Below are 15,376 nucleotides of genomic sequence, written 5' to 3' on the forward strand. Positions count from 1 at the left end.
GCGCAATGGCTGACCCACGGGAATTTCTCATCGTCAATAAACGCGGCCTGCATGCGCGGGCCTCTGCAAAATTCGTTCAGGTTGTTGAGCAATTCGAAGCGCAGATCTCCGTCTCAAAGGACGGCATGACTGTCGGCGGAACATCCATCATGGGATTGATGATGCTTGCAGCCAGCCCTGGTAGTTCGATTACCGTTTCCGCCGTAGGTGGGGATGCAGAAGACGCGCTGGATGCGCTTGCCGAACTTGTCGCAAGCAAGTTCGGCGAGGAAGAATGACTAGCTGACATAAAGACTTCTTTATATCTTTATTGAAATAGTGCGCGCGCCCTGATATGGCTTTGTGCGAAGGCGCAATGCCATTGGAATTTGGCTGCCGGCAAACCAACGCAGCACACAATAGAGATCTGGAGAAACAGAATGAGCAACAAAGATTATGTTGTCGCCGATATCGGCCTGGCTGACTACGGCCGCAAAGAAATCGACATTGCCGAAACGGAAATGCCGGGCCTGATGGCCTGCCGCGAAGAGTTCGGTTCCGACAAGCCTCTGAAGGGCGCGCGCATTTCCGGCTCGCTGCACATGACGATCCAGACCGCGGTACTGATCGAAACGCTGGTTGCGCTGGGCGCAGACGTGCGCTGGGCTTCGTGCAACATCTTCTCCACGCAGGACCATGCCGCCGCTGCGATTGCAGCGTCCGGCATTCCGGTTTTCGCCGTCAAGGGTGAGACACTTGAAGAATACTGGACCTATACCGACAGCATCTTCCAGTGGGCCGACGGTGGCTTCTCTAACATGATCCTGGATGATGGCGGCGATGCGACCATGTATATCCTGCTTGGCGCACGCGCTGAGGCTGGCGAAGACGTGTTGTCGAACCCAGGTTCCGAAGAAGAAGAGGTTCTTTTTGCGCAGATCAAGAAGCGCCTTGCAGCTTCGCCAGGCTGGTTCACCAAACAGCGCGACGCCATCAAGGGCGTTACCGAAGAGACGACGACAGGCGTGAACCGCCTTTATCAGCTCTCCAAGAAGGGCCTGCTTCCCTTCCCGGCCATCAATGTCAACGATTCGGTTACGAAGTCCAAGTTCGACAACAAGTATGGCTGCAAGGAATCGCTGGTTGACGGCATTCGCCGCGGTACCGATGTGATGATGGCCGGCAAGGTTGCTGTTGTTTGTGGCTATGGCGACGTGGGCAAGGGCTCTGCCGCCTCGCTTCGCGGTGCTGGCGCACGCGTGAAGGTCACCGAAGTCGATCCGATCTGCGCGCTTCAGGCCGCTATGGATGGTTTCGAAGTGGTTACGCTCGAAGACGTCGCCTCGTCTGCCGATATCTTCATCACGACCACCGGCAACAAGGACGTCATCCGCATCGAACATATGCGCGCCATGAAGGATATGGCGATTGTCGGCAATATTGGACACTTCGACAACGAGATCCAGGTCGCCGCCCTTCGTAACCTGAAATGGACCAACGTGAAGCCGCAGGTCGATATGATCGAATTCCCTGGCGGCAATCGCATGCTTCTTCTCTCCGAAGGCCGTCTTTTGAATCTCGGCAACGCCACAGGCCACCCGTCTTTCGTGATGTCCGCATCGTTCTCCAACCAGGTTCTGGCTCAGATTGAGCTTTTCGTCCGTGGTGAAAACTACAAGAACGACGTTTATGTTCTGCCCAAGCACCTCGACGAAAAGGTTGCAGCTCTGCACCTGGCCAAACTCGGTGCAACACTCACGCAGCTTTCGGAAGAACAGGCGGCCTATATTGGCGTAGAACAAAAGGGCCCGTTCAAGCCGGAACACTATCGCTACTGATTTTACCTGATAGCAACACAAGATATTGTAGCCGCTACTCTCCCTAGGAGTAGCGGCTATATTTTTGATCCAAATCACTTCCCGCAGAATCACGAAGGAAGTATTGTCTTTGCAGCATGATTCGCCGGATCAGGTGCGGAAAATCCGGCGACACGATTTGGTATGTCTTGTCGAATTGGCGGCAAAAGACGGGGACAGACCGGTAATGGGTTCTAAAAATAAAACCGGACAATCCGGCAGTGAGCAGCTATTGAGCCTCGACAGGCGTGCTGCCGTTTCAAAGATCAATGCTGGAAAGTTCGGCATATTGCTGGCGTCGGGAACAGTGCTTTCAGCTGTGAATGCCCATGCGGCCAGCAAGCTTGTGCTGTTCGGCAGCGCATTCAATTCTGCAGGGGTCGCGGGATTTTCCTTGCTTGCCGGCGGGCTCTCCGCAGCCCTGATCTCGGCAGTCTGGCAAAGACGCCGGCGCAGCGCAGCCGAAGCGGAAAGCATTCAGGTGCGTGGCGAACTCAGTGAAGCAACGCAGAAAATCTCACGCTACGAAGCGCTCATTGCCGACAAGAACCGCCGGATTGTGATTTGGGATTCTATGAGCGGGCAGCGGGAAATTCTCGGGCATCTGCCTGCTGAAACCGGAGCGCCCGCCGATCACCGCGAATTCCTGGCCTTCGGCAAATGGCTGAACCCGCGCTCGGCCGGCGAATTGGAGGCCTCCATTGATGCGCTTCGCTCTCAGGGCGTAAGCTTTGACATGATCGTGGAAACGCAGCGCGCTGAGGTTTTGGAAGCCCAAGGGCGGGTTTCCGGCGGGCGGGCATTCGTCCGTTTCGTCGCGCTCAGCAATTTGCGCGCCGAACTGGCGGAATTGCAGATCGAACGTGATCGTCTGTCCTCTACGATTTCCATGTTCCAATCATTGCTCGATTCTGTGGAAGTGCCGGTCTGGCAGCGCTCCAACGACGGCACCCTTCTTTGGGTCAACGAAGCCTTCAGTGAAGCTGTCGAAGCGCGCAACCCACAGGAGGCGATTGCGGAAGGTAAGGAACTGCTTTCCACAGCGACGCGCCAGAAGATTCGCTCCTCGGTTACACCTGAGAGCCCCTATTACGACCGCATTTCCACTGTGGTGAAGGGGGAAAGGGCATTTTACGAAGTGGCCGAGATCAAGACGCCCGGCGGCACCGCCGGGATGGCGGTCGATATCTCCAATATCGAAGCGGTTCGCGAGGAACTGAACCGCACTTTGAAAAGCCATGCGGAGACATTGGATCACCTTGGAACGCCAGTCGCCATCTTCGACAGCGCGCAAAATCTGCAATTTTACAATCAGGCATTCCAAAGCCTTTGGGGTCTGGACCTGGCCTTCCTGGAATCGCATCCAAGCAATGGCGAGTTGCTGGACCGGTTGCGCGACAATGGGAAATTGCCGGAGCAACTGAACTGGAAATCCTGGCGTGAAAACGCCCTTTCGGTCTACCATTCCGTCGATAATCAATCAGACCTTTGGTATTTGCCGAATGGTCAGACGCTACGCGTTTTCGCCAATGCTCACCCACAAGGTGGCGCAACCTGGGTCTTCGAGAATCTGACCGAGCAGGTAACACTCGAGACCCAATATAATTCGCTCTTGAAGGTGCAGCAGGAAACCATCGATCACCTTGCAGAGGGCGTCGCCGTTTTCGGTCCCGACGGGAAGATCAAGCTTTGCAATCCCGCTTTCCGTGCCATTTGGGGCATCAATGCCGAGCAGGCTGCGGAAGGAACGCATATCCGCGCAATCGAACATGCCTGTGAAACCTATTATGACAAGCCGGATGGATGGCGTCGCTTTGGCCAGATCATCACCAGCTTCGACGACGAGCGAAACAGTTATGAAGGTAAGATAGAGCTTACGACAGGTCTTGTTCTGGATTATGCCGTGACGCCGCTTCCCAACGCGCAGACCATGCTTACCTTTGTCAACATCACCGACAGCGTTCTGGCAGAACGCGCTTTGACGGAAAAGAATGCTGCCTTGCGCAAAGCCGATGAAATCAAGAACGATTTCGTGCAGCATGTTTCCTATGAGCTGCGCTCACCGTTGACGAACATTATCGGCTTTACCGACCTTCTGAAGACATCCGGCATCGGCCCGTTGAACGAGCGACAGGCGGAGTATGTCGAACACATCTCTGCGTCCTCTTCCATTCTGCTGACCATCGTGAACGACATTCTGGATCTGGCGACCGTTGATGCGGGCATCATGCAGCTTGAATTCAGCGAGGTGGTGATCGACGATCTGCTCGACGAAGTATCCGAGCGTGTGGCGAGCCGCTTCCAGGAAAGCAATGTCACGCTGCATATTACGGCAAGCCAGGATCTCGGCGTCATTGTCGCCGACCACCAGCGTCTCAAGCAGATATTCGTCAAGCTTCTCACCAATGCAGCCAATTTTACCCCCGAAGGCAGTGTCATACAGCTGAAGTGCTGGCGCGACGGCAATGATTTCTTCTTCAAGGTCGTTGACGAGGGTCAGGGTATCCCGAAGGACATGATCGACAAGGTGTTCAATCGCTTTGAAGCACGGGGAAAGCGCAGCGGCGCGGGGCTTGGCCTCTCCATCGTGGAAAGCTTCGTCAGCTTGCATCACGGCGAGGTCTCGATCGATTCCGTTGAGGGCCGTGGGACTGAAGTGACCTGCCGGATTCCTTCGGCAAGTCTGTCGCCATCCGAGATCGGCGAAAGCGAAGCTGTCAGCGCTGCCGAGTAAATACATGGAAACGCTTTCCCTGTTTCTCGCCGATGAAAACGCCACACGGCGGCTCGGCGAGGATTTGGCGCTGGCCGCAGCCAAGGGCCTCTGCATTGCGCTTTCAGGCGGCCTGGGTGCTGGCAAATCAACATTGGCGCGGGCCTTCATTCATGCTTTGGCCAATGACGAAACGCTTGAGGTGCCGAGCCCCACCTTTACGCTTGTGCAGTCCTATGATTTGCGCATTCCGGTTTCCCATTTCGACCTTTACCGCCTTGGCGACGAGAGCGAACTCGATGAGCTCGGCCTTGATGAAGCCCTGGAAGACGGGATTGCGCTGATCGAATGGCCTGACCGGGCCGGCGATGCACTACCGGCCAATCGCATCGACATCATTTATACAGAGGAAGGCGGTGGACGACGGCTCGAGGTGAAAGCGAGCGGCCCAACTTTGGCCCGTTTGAAGCGTGTGCTCACCATACGCACATTCCTTGAGAAAACCGGGCATGCAGGCGCCAGTCGCCGCTTTCTGACGGGCGATACGTCGTTTCGCGCTTACGAAAGAATTACCGATCAGAATGGCGAAAAGTTTGTCCTGATGGATTCGCCGGCTCGGTCGAACGGCCCACCCATTCGCGATGGGAAGCCTTATTCGCAGCTTGTGCATCTTGCCGAAGATGTTCGGCCTTTTATCGCCGTCGGCCGCTATCTCAAGTCGCTCGGCCTTTCGGCGCCGGAGATTTTTGAGGCGGATCAGGAAAACGGAATCCTTTTGATTGAGGATCTTGGCTGTGACGGTGTCCTCGACGACGAGGGCAAACCAATCGCCGAGCGCTATCAAAAGGCTGTCTTGTGTCTGGCTGATTTCCACCGGGTTCCGGCTCCGGCTTCTCTGCCCATCGACGAGCGTAGCGAGCACATCGTTCCCCACTTCGACCGCGCCGCATTGAGCTATGAGGTCGAGCTGCTTTTGGACTGGCACCTTCCCTGGAAACGCGACGGAGGTGCGGTTGGCGATGGCGAGAGGAAAGCCTATCTCGACATTTGGCAAAACCTCTTCGATCAGTTGGGCCACACCGAACAGGCGCTCATCCTTCGCGATTATCATTCACCGAACCTTCTTTGGCTGAAAGAGCGCGAGGGTCTGGGCAAGGTCGGCATTATCGATTTTCAGGATGCGATTATCGGACCCAGCGCCTACGATGTCGTGTCGCTGGTGCAGGATGCGCGCGTTACCGTCGAGCGACCGCTGATGGACGCGCTGCTTGAGGATTATCTGAGCGCCCGCGAGGCGCAAGGTCCGTTTGACCGGGTGGCCTTCATGAAAACCTGGGCGATCATGTCCGCACAGCGTGCTTGCCGGTTGAATGGGCTCTGGGTGCGGCTCATGCAGCGTGATCATCTGCCCGCTTACATGCGGCATATGCCACGCACACTCTGGCATCTGCAGGTTGCCTGTGAACATGAAGCGCTCGCCCCCTTGAAAGCGTGGCTGATAAAGGCTGGAATCCTGTCAGCCGAATCATAAAGCCTGTATCTCGATGAAAATTGAACATGCCATGGTGCTGGCTGCGGGGCTTGGAACCCGCATGCGCCCCATTACCGACACGACGCCAAAGCCGCTTGTGAAAATCGGCGGCAAGGCGATGATCGATTATGCGCTGGATTCGCTCCACCACGCTGGTGTTGAAACCGCAGTTGTGAACGTCCACCATCTCGCAGACCAGATGCTTGCGCATCTCGCCGAGCGCCAAGCGCCAAAAATCATCATTTCCGACGAACGTGCGGCATTGATGAACTCAGGCGGCGGCCTGGCCAAGGGTCTGAAGCTGCTTCCCTCCGGCCCCCTGTTCGTGATGAATGCGGATCTCTTCTGGGTGGGAGAGCCAAACGATGAAATGTCGAACCTCGAGAAACTGGCAGCCTTTTTCGACCCCAAGAAGATGGACATGGCGCTTCTCTGTGTGAAAAACGAGCACACGACCGGCCATAACGGGAAGCTCGACTTCTCCCTGGGCGACGATGGAAAGCTGACCCGTTATGCCGATGATCATCTCAACCCCGTTGTTTATGCCGGTGCCATTGCGATGCTGTCTTCCTTTCTGGATGACGCCCCGGATGAGGCATTCAATCTCAACATCTATTTCGACAAGGCAATCAAGACTGGCAGGCTCTATGGCATGGAACTGAAAGGGCATTGGATAACGGTGGGAACGCCAGATGCCATCGTACCTGCCGAAGAGGCAATTCAACATCTCGGTCTGGGGCCTTAATCCATGGCTTCCGGCGATAAACGCATATTCACGATTTCGCCTGGACAACCGTTTCTTCGGGTCCTTGCCGACAGCCTGATGGATGGTCGGCTGATACCCGGCTTTTCATTCGACCCTGACAATCCGCAATCTCTCGCCAGTGCGACGATCTATGTACCAACCAGGCGCGCAGCGCGCGTATTGCGCTCCGAATTTACCGCTCTCTGCGGCAAGAGGTCGGCCATCCTGCCAAGCATCCGGCCGCTTGGCGAAACGGACGAGGACATCGGCTATTTCGAGGATGGCCTGCCCGAAACGCTCGACATGGCTGAACCCATAGCGGCAACGCCGGCACTTCTGGAACTCTCACAGCTCATTTTAGCCTGGCGCAACCGATTGCCCGCTGCCATCACGGACCTGCACGACGGCCAGGCCTTGATTGCGCCGGCAAGCCCGGCGGATGCCGTGTGGCTTGCAAAAGGACTTCTTGCCCTGATCGGAGAGGTGGAAACTGCGGAGCTCGATTGGTCAGCACTTTCTAACATTGACGCGGGCGATCATGCCGTCTGGTGGCAGCTCACGCTGGAATTCCTGAAGATCGCCAGTGTCTACTGGCCGGCCAGATTGCAGGAGCTTGGTTTTGCATCCCCCGCCCGGCACCGCAACGCGGTTCTCATGGTCGAAGCCGAAAGGATCAAGAGACACGATCACAAGGGCCCGGTGATCGTTGCAGGCTCGACTGGCTCGCTGCCCGCGACCGCCCGCCTCATTGATGCGATTGCATCCCTTGAAATGGGCGCGGTTGTCTTGCCCGGTCTTGACAAGACCATGCCTGAAGACCACTGGAACATGCTGCATGATACAGCTGTCGATGGTGTTCCAGACCCCGCCATTTTCAGCCACCCGCAATTTGGTCTCGCATCGCTCTTAAAGCGCATGCAATGCGATAGATCGGACGTCGAAAATCTCGGTGGGTCGGATGAAACGATGACACAGCGGGCGCGCGTGATTTCGACAGCGCTGGCACCGTCACGCGCAACGGGAAACTGGCCGGAACAACGAAGAAATGTCAGTGATGATGTACTTTCCCGTTCATTTGCCGATTGTGCCATCATAGAAGCTGCCAATGAGCGAGAAGAGGCTTTAGCCATCGCCACTGCGCTGCGCCTTGCGCTGGAGAAGAACGGCGAGTTTGGTGAAAGCCAGGTCGCACTCATAACGCCCGACCGAACGCTGGCTCGGCGTGTTGCCGGCGAACTATCGCGTTTTGGCATCGATGCTGATGATTCAGCTGGAACGCCTTTTTATGCAACACCGCAGGGCAGCCTTCTTCGGCTGGTTCTTGAAGCCGCTCTGTCGCCGGGCGATCCGGTTGTTCTGGCGTCTTTGTTAAAACATCCGCTTGCGCTTTTCGGTCTTGATCAGAAGACAGCCCGCAAGGCTGGCGAACTCATAGAAATCCATGCACTGCGTGGCGGTACACGCAGTTGCGATATCTCCGCTTTGCCTGCACTTCTTGAAGAAAGCCTTTCCGCTCAGGCCGCCGCCAGCTTTGAGCCGCGATGGAGGCCAAAGCCGGATGAACAGAAACGCGCTTTGATGCAGGACTATGCGACGAGGGTGTCGGAGGCTGCAGAGCCGCTTGTTTCACTGCTTTTCTCGAGCGACAGTCGCGAGCGGCTTTCAACCGACGTCTCTACCGCATCCTGGGCGCAGAAAACGGGCGAAGTTCTGGAGGCTATTTCAGTCGATGAGAACGGTGACTTGAGCCGCCTTTGGGATAGTGAGGCCGGCAACGAGCTTGCCAATCTGTTAGCCGGAGTCATGCAGGCGGAAACCGGACTTGGAGTCAGCGGGCCGGAATGGTCGGCAATCGTTCAAGCCATTTCAGCCGGCAAGACAGTCAAGCCGAGAGCCATGCGCCACCCGCGCGTTTTCATTTTCGGCACCATGGAAGCCCGTCTGCAGCATGTGGATACCGTCGTCCTTGGCGGTCTGAACGAAGGTGTCTGGCCGGGAAAAACAGAAAACAGCCCTTTTCTTTCGCGGTCGATGAAGATGGCGTTTGGTCTGGAGCCACCGGAACGGCGCACCGGCCAGATTGCTCACGATTTTGAGATGGCAAACGGCATCAGGCAGGTCATCTACAGTCGTTCCATGCGTCAGGAGGGTGCGCCTTCCGTTGCCTCCCGCTTTCTCCAACGGCTGGAAGCCGTGTGCGGTGAAACAATCACCACTGCGATGCGGGAGCGTGGATCGCTCTATCTGCGCTATGCGCATAAGCTGGACGAAAACAGGAGAACTGCACCGGCCGCAAGGCCCGAACCCCGACCTGAAATCGGGCTTATTCCAAGCCGCTATTCTTTTTCCGAGGTCGGACGTTTGCGCCGCGATCCCTATTCGGTTTACGCCAAGCGCATATTGCGGCTCGATCCGGTCGATCCGTTCAACACAGATCCGGGTGTTGCGGACCGGGGTAGTCTATATCATCTGATTTTCGACCGTTTTGTCCGCTCCGGCACCGACGCGACTTCGCCGGATGCCTGGAACATCATGGCGGCTCTGATTGACGAAGCCTTTGCAGGCATGCGCCTGCCCCGGCATGTGGAGGCCGTTTGGCGGCCACGCTTTGAGGAAACGGCACGCGCATTTTTGAAATGGGAATTGGGACGTCAGGACGAGGTTCAACAATCCTTCACCGAAGTTCGGGCGCTGCTCGATCTGCCGGACGATATCCAGATCTCCGGGATCGCAGATCGCATTGATATCAAAACGTCAGGTTTGGCTGACATTATCGATTACAAGACTGGTTCTTCGCCTTCGGTCAAGCAGGCAAGAACGCTGCTTGACCCGCAGCTTTCCCTCGAGGCTGGCGCATTGCAAGCGGGTGCCTTTGAAAAGGTGGGGCCACGGGAACCGGAAAATCTAGTCTATGTGAGGCTCAGGCCGGGCGATCGCTTCAAAGTGGAAACGGTCAACAATGACGGCAAGAAGGTGCGGGGCGACCAGGAAACAAAGTCTGCAAATGACCTGGCTGCGGAATCTCTGCGCGAGTTCACCAAGCTCGTGACGCTTCTGAGAAGCGGTGAGCGCGGTTTCATCGCCCGGCTCATTCCCGAAAGCCTTGGCAGCTACGGCGATTACGATCATCTCGCCCGCGTTGCTGAGTGGTCAACGGCAGAAACATCGGCTGGGGAGGACGACGATGGCTGAACAAGGTCTCGACCAACTTCCAGAAAGCCCTTCCGATTGGATCAACTGGACCAAAAACAAGCAATCGCTTGCCTCTGATCCGCAGCGTTTCGCCTGGGTGTCGGCCAATGCAGGCTCGGGCAAGACGCATGTCCTGACCCAGCGCGTGATCCGGCTTTTGCTGGCCGGCGCGCGTCCTTCCGCCATTCTTTGCCTGACCTATACAAAAGCGGCGGCATCGGAAATGTCGAACCGCGTGCTTAGCACGCTTTCCAGATGGGCAACATTGGACGATGAAAACCTGTCGCAGGCAATTCGGGATATGGAAGGGGTTGCACCACCACTAGAAAAGCTCAGTGCCGCGCGTCAGCTTTTCGCCCGGGCACTGGAAACGCCGGGCGGTCTCAAAATTCAGACCATCCACGCCTTCTGCGAGGCGCTTCTGCACCAGTTCCCCCTGGAGGCCAATGTCGCGGGTCACTTCAGCGTGCTCGACGACCGCGCTGCGGCAAGCCTTCTGACCGAGGCACGCCGAACTTTGCTCACTGCCACAACGACGGAGGACGACCGGCTGTTGGCAGACGCCTTTGCCACCGCCCTCTCCATTGGCGACGACACCGGCCTTGAGCGTCTGTTATCTGAAATTGTCTCCACCCACACGTCGCTGGTCCGCTTTCATCACTATTGCGACGCCAATGGCGGAGCAGAGGCGGTACTGCGAAATGCGCTTGGCTTGGGCCTGAATGAAAATGCAGACGCCATTTACGCGGGGATGTTTCCCTTAGCCGGATTCAGCGAAGCGGATTTGATTGCGTTCATCGATCTGGCGCATCAAAAAGGTGGCGCAAAGCCGAAGGAGGTCGCAGGCCTCCTCGCCGCAGCTTTCGAAGCCACTGGAGCCGATGCATTCGCGCTTGTCTGCAAGGCTTTACTGACAGCCAAACAAGAACCCAAAGCCATGTCCGGCATCGCATCCAAAGCCATGCTCGACGCTGATCCATACCTTGCCGACAAAATCGAAGCCGCTCAGGCAGACATCGTTCAGCGCCTGGATCGGTTGAAGACGATCCAGCTTTATGAAGCCTCCTACGCGGCCATCATATTGGCGCGGCGTTTGAACGGGGAGTATGAGGAGCTGAAGAAGCGGCGCGGTCATCTCGATTTTGACGACCTGATCGCCCGAACCGCGGACTTGCTGACCCGAGATGATGCCGGGCCCTGGATACATTACAAGCTGGACCAGGGTATCGATCATGTTCTTGTCGACGAGGCGCAGGACACGAGCCCCTTGCAATGGGCGGTGGTGCGTTCCTTGACCGAGGAGTTCCTCGCAGGAGAAACCGCGCGCGGCCAACGCCGCACGCTCTTTGCGGTGGGCGACGAGAAGCAGTCTATCTACTCCTTCCAGGGTGCGCGACCTGAACGCTTCTCTCAGGAAGGCCGAGATGTACGCAGTAAGGCAGTGGGGGCACAGCTTGCGTTTTCAGACATCCGACTGCCGCTTTCCTTCCGCTCCACCGAGGACGTTCTCTCCGCAGTCGATCAGGTGTTTTCGCGGCCGGATTATGCCAAAGGTTTAACGGCTGAAGATGGTGCCGTCATTCACCAATCGAGCCGCACCGGTCATCCCGGTGCGGTGGATATTTGGGACCTGATCGTGCCGGAAGCATCGGTGGATGAGGAAGACTGGACCGAGCCATTCGACGCCACCCCGGAGAGCGCGCCGCCAGCCGTACTTGCGCGGCGAATCGCCGACAAAATTGCCAACCTCCTGAAGACGGGAGAGGTTGTTGAGCGCGATAAACGACGTGCGATCCGACCAAACGACATTCTTGTTCTTGTGCGCAAGAGAGGCGGCTTTGCAGGCGCTTTAACGCGCGCGCTCAAAGCGCGTGACAACATACCGGTCGCCGGTGCCGACCGCCTGCTTCTCACCGATCATATCGCGGTGCAGGATCTGGCAGCCCTTGGCCGATTCGCATTGCTTCCGCATGATGACCTCTCCCTTGCTGCCCTGCTGAAAAGCCCGCTTTGCGGGGTTACGGAAGATGAACTTATGTCAGCTGCCGCTTACCGCAAGATGGATGAAAGCCTCTGGCAACGTGTCGGCCGTCTGGCATCAGAAAAGAAGGCACCTTTCACAGCGCTCCACGAGAAGCTGGAGGGCTGGATTGAGGCGGCGCGCTGGCACAATCCCTTCGAGTTCTATGAAGCGATCCTCGGGCCCGGCGGTGGGCGCAAGCTGTTCATTTCGCGCTTGGGCAGCGAAGCGAGTGACATATTGGATGAGTTTCTGGCGCTGGCACTCAGTTTCGAGGCAAGCGGGCTGCCCGGCATTCAATCCTTCCTCTCGCTTCTTGAAATGGAGCCACCCACAATCAAGCGGGAACAGGACAAAGACCGAAATGAAGTCCGCATCATGACCGTTCATGCCTCGAAGGGGTTGGAAGCACCGGTCGTCTTCGTTGTCGACGATGGTGGCGCTGCTTTTGACGCGAGCCATCTTTCAAAGTTCCGCTTCATCGAACCTGAAACCGGAAAGCGGGACGTGCCGCTCTGGATTGCAAACGGCGAACTCAATACCGCCTTGACCCGCTCGGACGCCGATACCCGCAAGGCAAGCGCCGAGGACGAATATAGACGTCTGCTTTATGTCGCCATGACACGGGCAGCCGACCAGCTCATCGTGTGCGGCTATCGCAAACAACGCGAAAACCCGGATTCGTGGCACAATATGGTCTGGCAATCCCTGGAGGCCGATCGTGAACATTGTCAGCCTGATGAATTTTCTTATGGTGCGGAGCAATGGTCGGGGCTGAAATGGCGGGCGAAGGGCGTGAAGCGCCAACTGCTACTCACCGAGCCGGGCGAAATGGCAGATCTTGATGATATTTTGCCGGATTCGCTGTTTCGTCCCCTTGCCGAGCGGAAGACGTTGCCGCGCCCGCTTTCTCCATCAGGTGCCGGCGCGCTGATCGACGACGACGACGATGCAAAGGCCGAAGGCGGCTCCCGGCTTTTTGGAAATGTGAAAAGGAATGCGGGCCTGTCGCTCAAAGTCGGCCACGCCGTCCATCGCCTCTTTCAGGTGCTTCCCGATATTGAACCAGGAATGCAGGCTGCAGCCGCAGCGCGTTATCTTGCGCGGGCTCTTCCCGCCAGCGATGACGCAGTTCGGGAGGCTCTTGCAGATCAGGTCCTTTCCACGCTGGAAAACCGTGAGCTTTCGATCCTCTTTTCTCCCTCGGCTCAAGCCGAGGTCAACGTGATGGGTATCTTAAACCTCGGTGGCGGTGAGTTTGCCGTATCAGGCCGTATCGACAGGATGGCCGTGGAAAACGATCGCATCCTGATTGCCGACTTCAAAACGAACCGCCGTGCGCCGGAAAGCGAGAGCGAGATCGCAGCCGAACATTTGGCCCAAATGGCCCTTTACCGGGAAATTCTCAAGCCGCTTTATCCCGGCAAGGCAATTGCCTGCTGCCTGATCTACACCACAAACAGCCGCACCTTCATGTTGGATGAAGCTGAAATGGACAATGTTGTCGAAAAACTAGTAATGGCAAAATGATCTATAGCTATTGCAATATCCATTCGAGGGCATACATCATATGGAAAATTAGCGATTCCAAAAAGGAGTTCCCCCGATGGCCACAGTTAAGGTCGACAATGCCAATTTTCAAAGTGAAGTCCTGCAGTCAGCGGAACCGGTGGTCGTGGATTTCTGGGCGGAGTGGTGCGGCCCCTGCCGCATGATTGCGCCTGCTCTTGAAGAGCTTTCCGATGAGCTTGCCGGCAAGGTGAAGATCGCCAAGCTGAATGTGGACGAAAACCCTGAGCTTGCCGCTCAGTTCGGCGTTCGTGGCATCCCGATGCTTGCCATGTTCAAGGGCGGCGAAATGGCGGATCAGCTGACGGGCGCGCGTCCCAAGTCGCAGCTCTCTGCCTGGATCAGCGGCGGTTCTGCCTGATCTCCGTTCACAATTAAGTCTGATAGAAGCCCGGTTCAAGCCGGGCTTTTTTAGTCCGGTATTGTTCCGTTTTCTCTCAGCGCTTCGCCTGCGAGATAAAGCGAACCACCAATGAGGACGCGCGGAGCCACCGGCAGTCTAGCCGTCTTCGCGCGAATGGCTTCGAGCGCGTCGCGAAGGCTCTGATGCGGTTCTGTCGTCAGGCCGGCATCGGCTGCATCCGCAGCCAAAGCAACCGGATCGACAGCGGCGTCAGAGCCTGAAATGGGAACCGTCAACACCAGCTGCGTAATATCTTCGAAAGTCTTGAAATAGCCGGTCGTGTCCTTGGTGTTCAGCATGCCCGCCACCAGGTAAAGTGGTCTTGGATCCCGTTCTTCCATCCCGGCAAGCATCTCGGTAATCACTGTCCCGGCACTCGGATTATGCCCGCCGTCGACCCACAATTCGCTGCCTGGCGGCAGAATGGAGAACAGCCGGCCTGTGTTCAGGCGCTGCATTCGGGCCGGCCACTCAACGGAGATCATGGCTTTTTCCATGATCGTTTCGGTAACTTCAAAACCGGCAGCTTTTACCGCTCGAATGGCGGCAGCCGCATTGGCGATCTGGTGTCGTCCCGGCAGGCGCGGCAGCGGCAGATCAGCAAGGCCGAACTCATCCTGGTAAATCAGCCTTCCGAATTCCTCGTGCGCGGCAAAATCCTGTCCGTAAACCGACAGCGGGCAACGGAGACGTTCAGCAGTATCCACCAAAACTTCCCGCGCGCCGTCAAATTCCTGGCGTCCGATCACCACCGGGCAACCCGGCTTCATGATGCCCGCCTTTTCAGCTGCAATCAGCTCAACGCGGTCGCCCAGATAGGCCTGATGATCCATGGAAACCGGCATGATCACGGAAACGGCTGGATTGGGGACAACATTGGTGGAATCAAAACGGCCGCCCATACCCACTTCCAGAATAACCGCGTCAGCGGGCTTTTCCGAAAACAGCAGAAAGCTGACCGCCGTCAGAATTTCAAAGACGGTAATCGTCTGCCCGTCATTGACCTTGGCAACACGGCGCAGCGCATCGGCAAAATCGGCATCGGAGACGAATTCACCACGTTGGCCTTTTCGACCGATGCGATAGCGCTCATGCCAGCGCACAAGATGCGGGGACGTATCGATATGCACCGCATATCCCCCGGCTTCGAGAAGCGCACGCGAGAAGGCCGTGGCCGAGCCCTTGCCGTTTGTGCCGGCAATGTGGATCACCGGCGGCAGCTTCAGGTGCGGATTTCCCAACTTGTCCAAAAGGCGAAGAATGCGATCAAGCGACATGTCAAAGCCCTTCGGATGAAGGGCCATCAACTTATCGATCTCGCGGACTGCCTCACTCTCGTCCACAGATTCTACCATTTTTGGTAAGTCA

The 15,376-nt window shown here is 56.9% G+C and carries 9 protein-coding genes; 8 read left to right on the forward strand and 1 reads right to left on the reverse strand.

Going from position 1 to position 15,376, the window contains the following annotated elements:
- The first annotated feature begins 5 nt into the window (after positions 1–5).
- From NHF56_RS17305 to trxA, 8 genes are all read left to right on the forward strand, one after another.
- Positions 6–278: an HPr family phosphocarrier protein gene (locus NHF56_RS17305; RefSeq protein ID WP_252806872.1), complete on the forward strand. Its 273-nt coding sequence runs from the start codon at positions 6–8 to the stop codon at positions 276–278.
- Between the two features lie 141 nt (positions 279–419).
- Positions 420–1,817 carry an adenosylhomocysteinase gene (gene ahcY / locus NHF56_RS17310; RefSeq protein ID WP_252806874.1) on the forward strand — a complete coding sequence of 466 codons (1,398 nt, stop codon included), beginning with the start codon at positions 420–422 and terminating at the stop codon, positions 1,815–1,817.
- Positions 1,818–2,022: 205 nt separating this feature from the next.
- Positions 2,023–4,569, forward strand: coding sequence for a PAS domain-containing sensor histidine kinase (locus tag NHF56_RS17315; RefSeq protein WP_252806876.1), 2,547 nt, complete (start codon positions 2,023–2,025; stop codon positions 4,567–4,569).
- A gap of 4 nt (positions 4,570–4,573) precedes the next feature.
- Positions 4,574–6,079 (forward strand): tRNA (adenosine(37)-N6)-threonylcarbamoyltransferase complex ATPase subunit type 1 TsaE, encoded by a 1,506-nt coding sequence (tsaE, locus tag NHF56_RS17320; protein WP_252806878.1) that lies wholly within the window; start codon positions 4,574–4,576, stop codon positions 6,077–6,079.
- Between the two features lie 13 nt (positions 6,080–6,092).
- Entirely contained in the window at positions 6,093–6,824 is a 732-nt protein-coding gene (locus NHF56_RS17325) for a nucleotidyltransferase family protein (protein WP_252806880.1), read from the forward strand.
- Positions 6,825–6,827: 3 nt separating this feature from the next.
- A complete protein-coding gene (gene addB / locus NHF56_RS17330; protein ID WP_252806882.1) occupies positions 6,828–10,016 on the forward strand; it encodes a double-strand break repair protein AddB in 3,189 nt (1,062 codons plus the stop codon).
- Positions 10,009–13,566, forward strand: coding sequence for a double-strand break repair helicase AddA (gene addA / locus NHF56_RS17335; RefSeq protein WP_252806884.1), 3,558 nt, complete (start codon positions 10,009–10,011; stop codon positions 13,564–13,566). Before addB ends, addA begins: the two co-directional genes overlap by 8 nt.
- A 76-nt stretch (positions 13,567–13,642) precedes the next feature.
- Positions 13,643–13,966, forward strand: coding sequence for a thioredoxin (gene trxA / locus NHF56_RS17340; protein ID WP_252806886.1), 324 nt, complete (start codon positions 13,643–13,645; stop codon positions 13,964–13,966).
- A gap of 50 nt (positions 13,967–14,016) precedes the next feature.
- Here trxA and NHF56_RS17345 read toward each other — a convergent pair whose 3' ends face one another.
- Positions 14,017–15,363 carry a folylpolyglutamate synthase/dihydrofolate synthase family protein gene (locus NHF56_RS17345; protein WP_252806887.1) on the reverse strand — a complete coding sequence of 449 codons (1,347 nt, stop codon included), beginning with the start codon at positions 15,361–15,363 and terminating at the stop codon, positions 14,017–14,019.
- Positions 15,364–15,376: the final 13 nt, after the last annotated feature.

Source organism: Rhizobium sp. L1K21 (genome assembly GCF_024055895.1).
In the GTDB taxonomy this organism is placed as follows: Bacteria; Pseudomonadota; Alphaproteobacteria; order Rhizobiales; family Rhizobiaceae; genus Ensifer_A.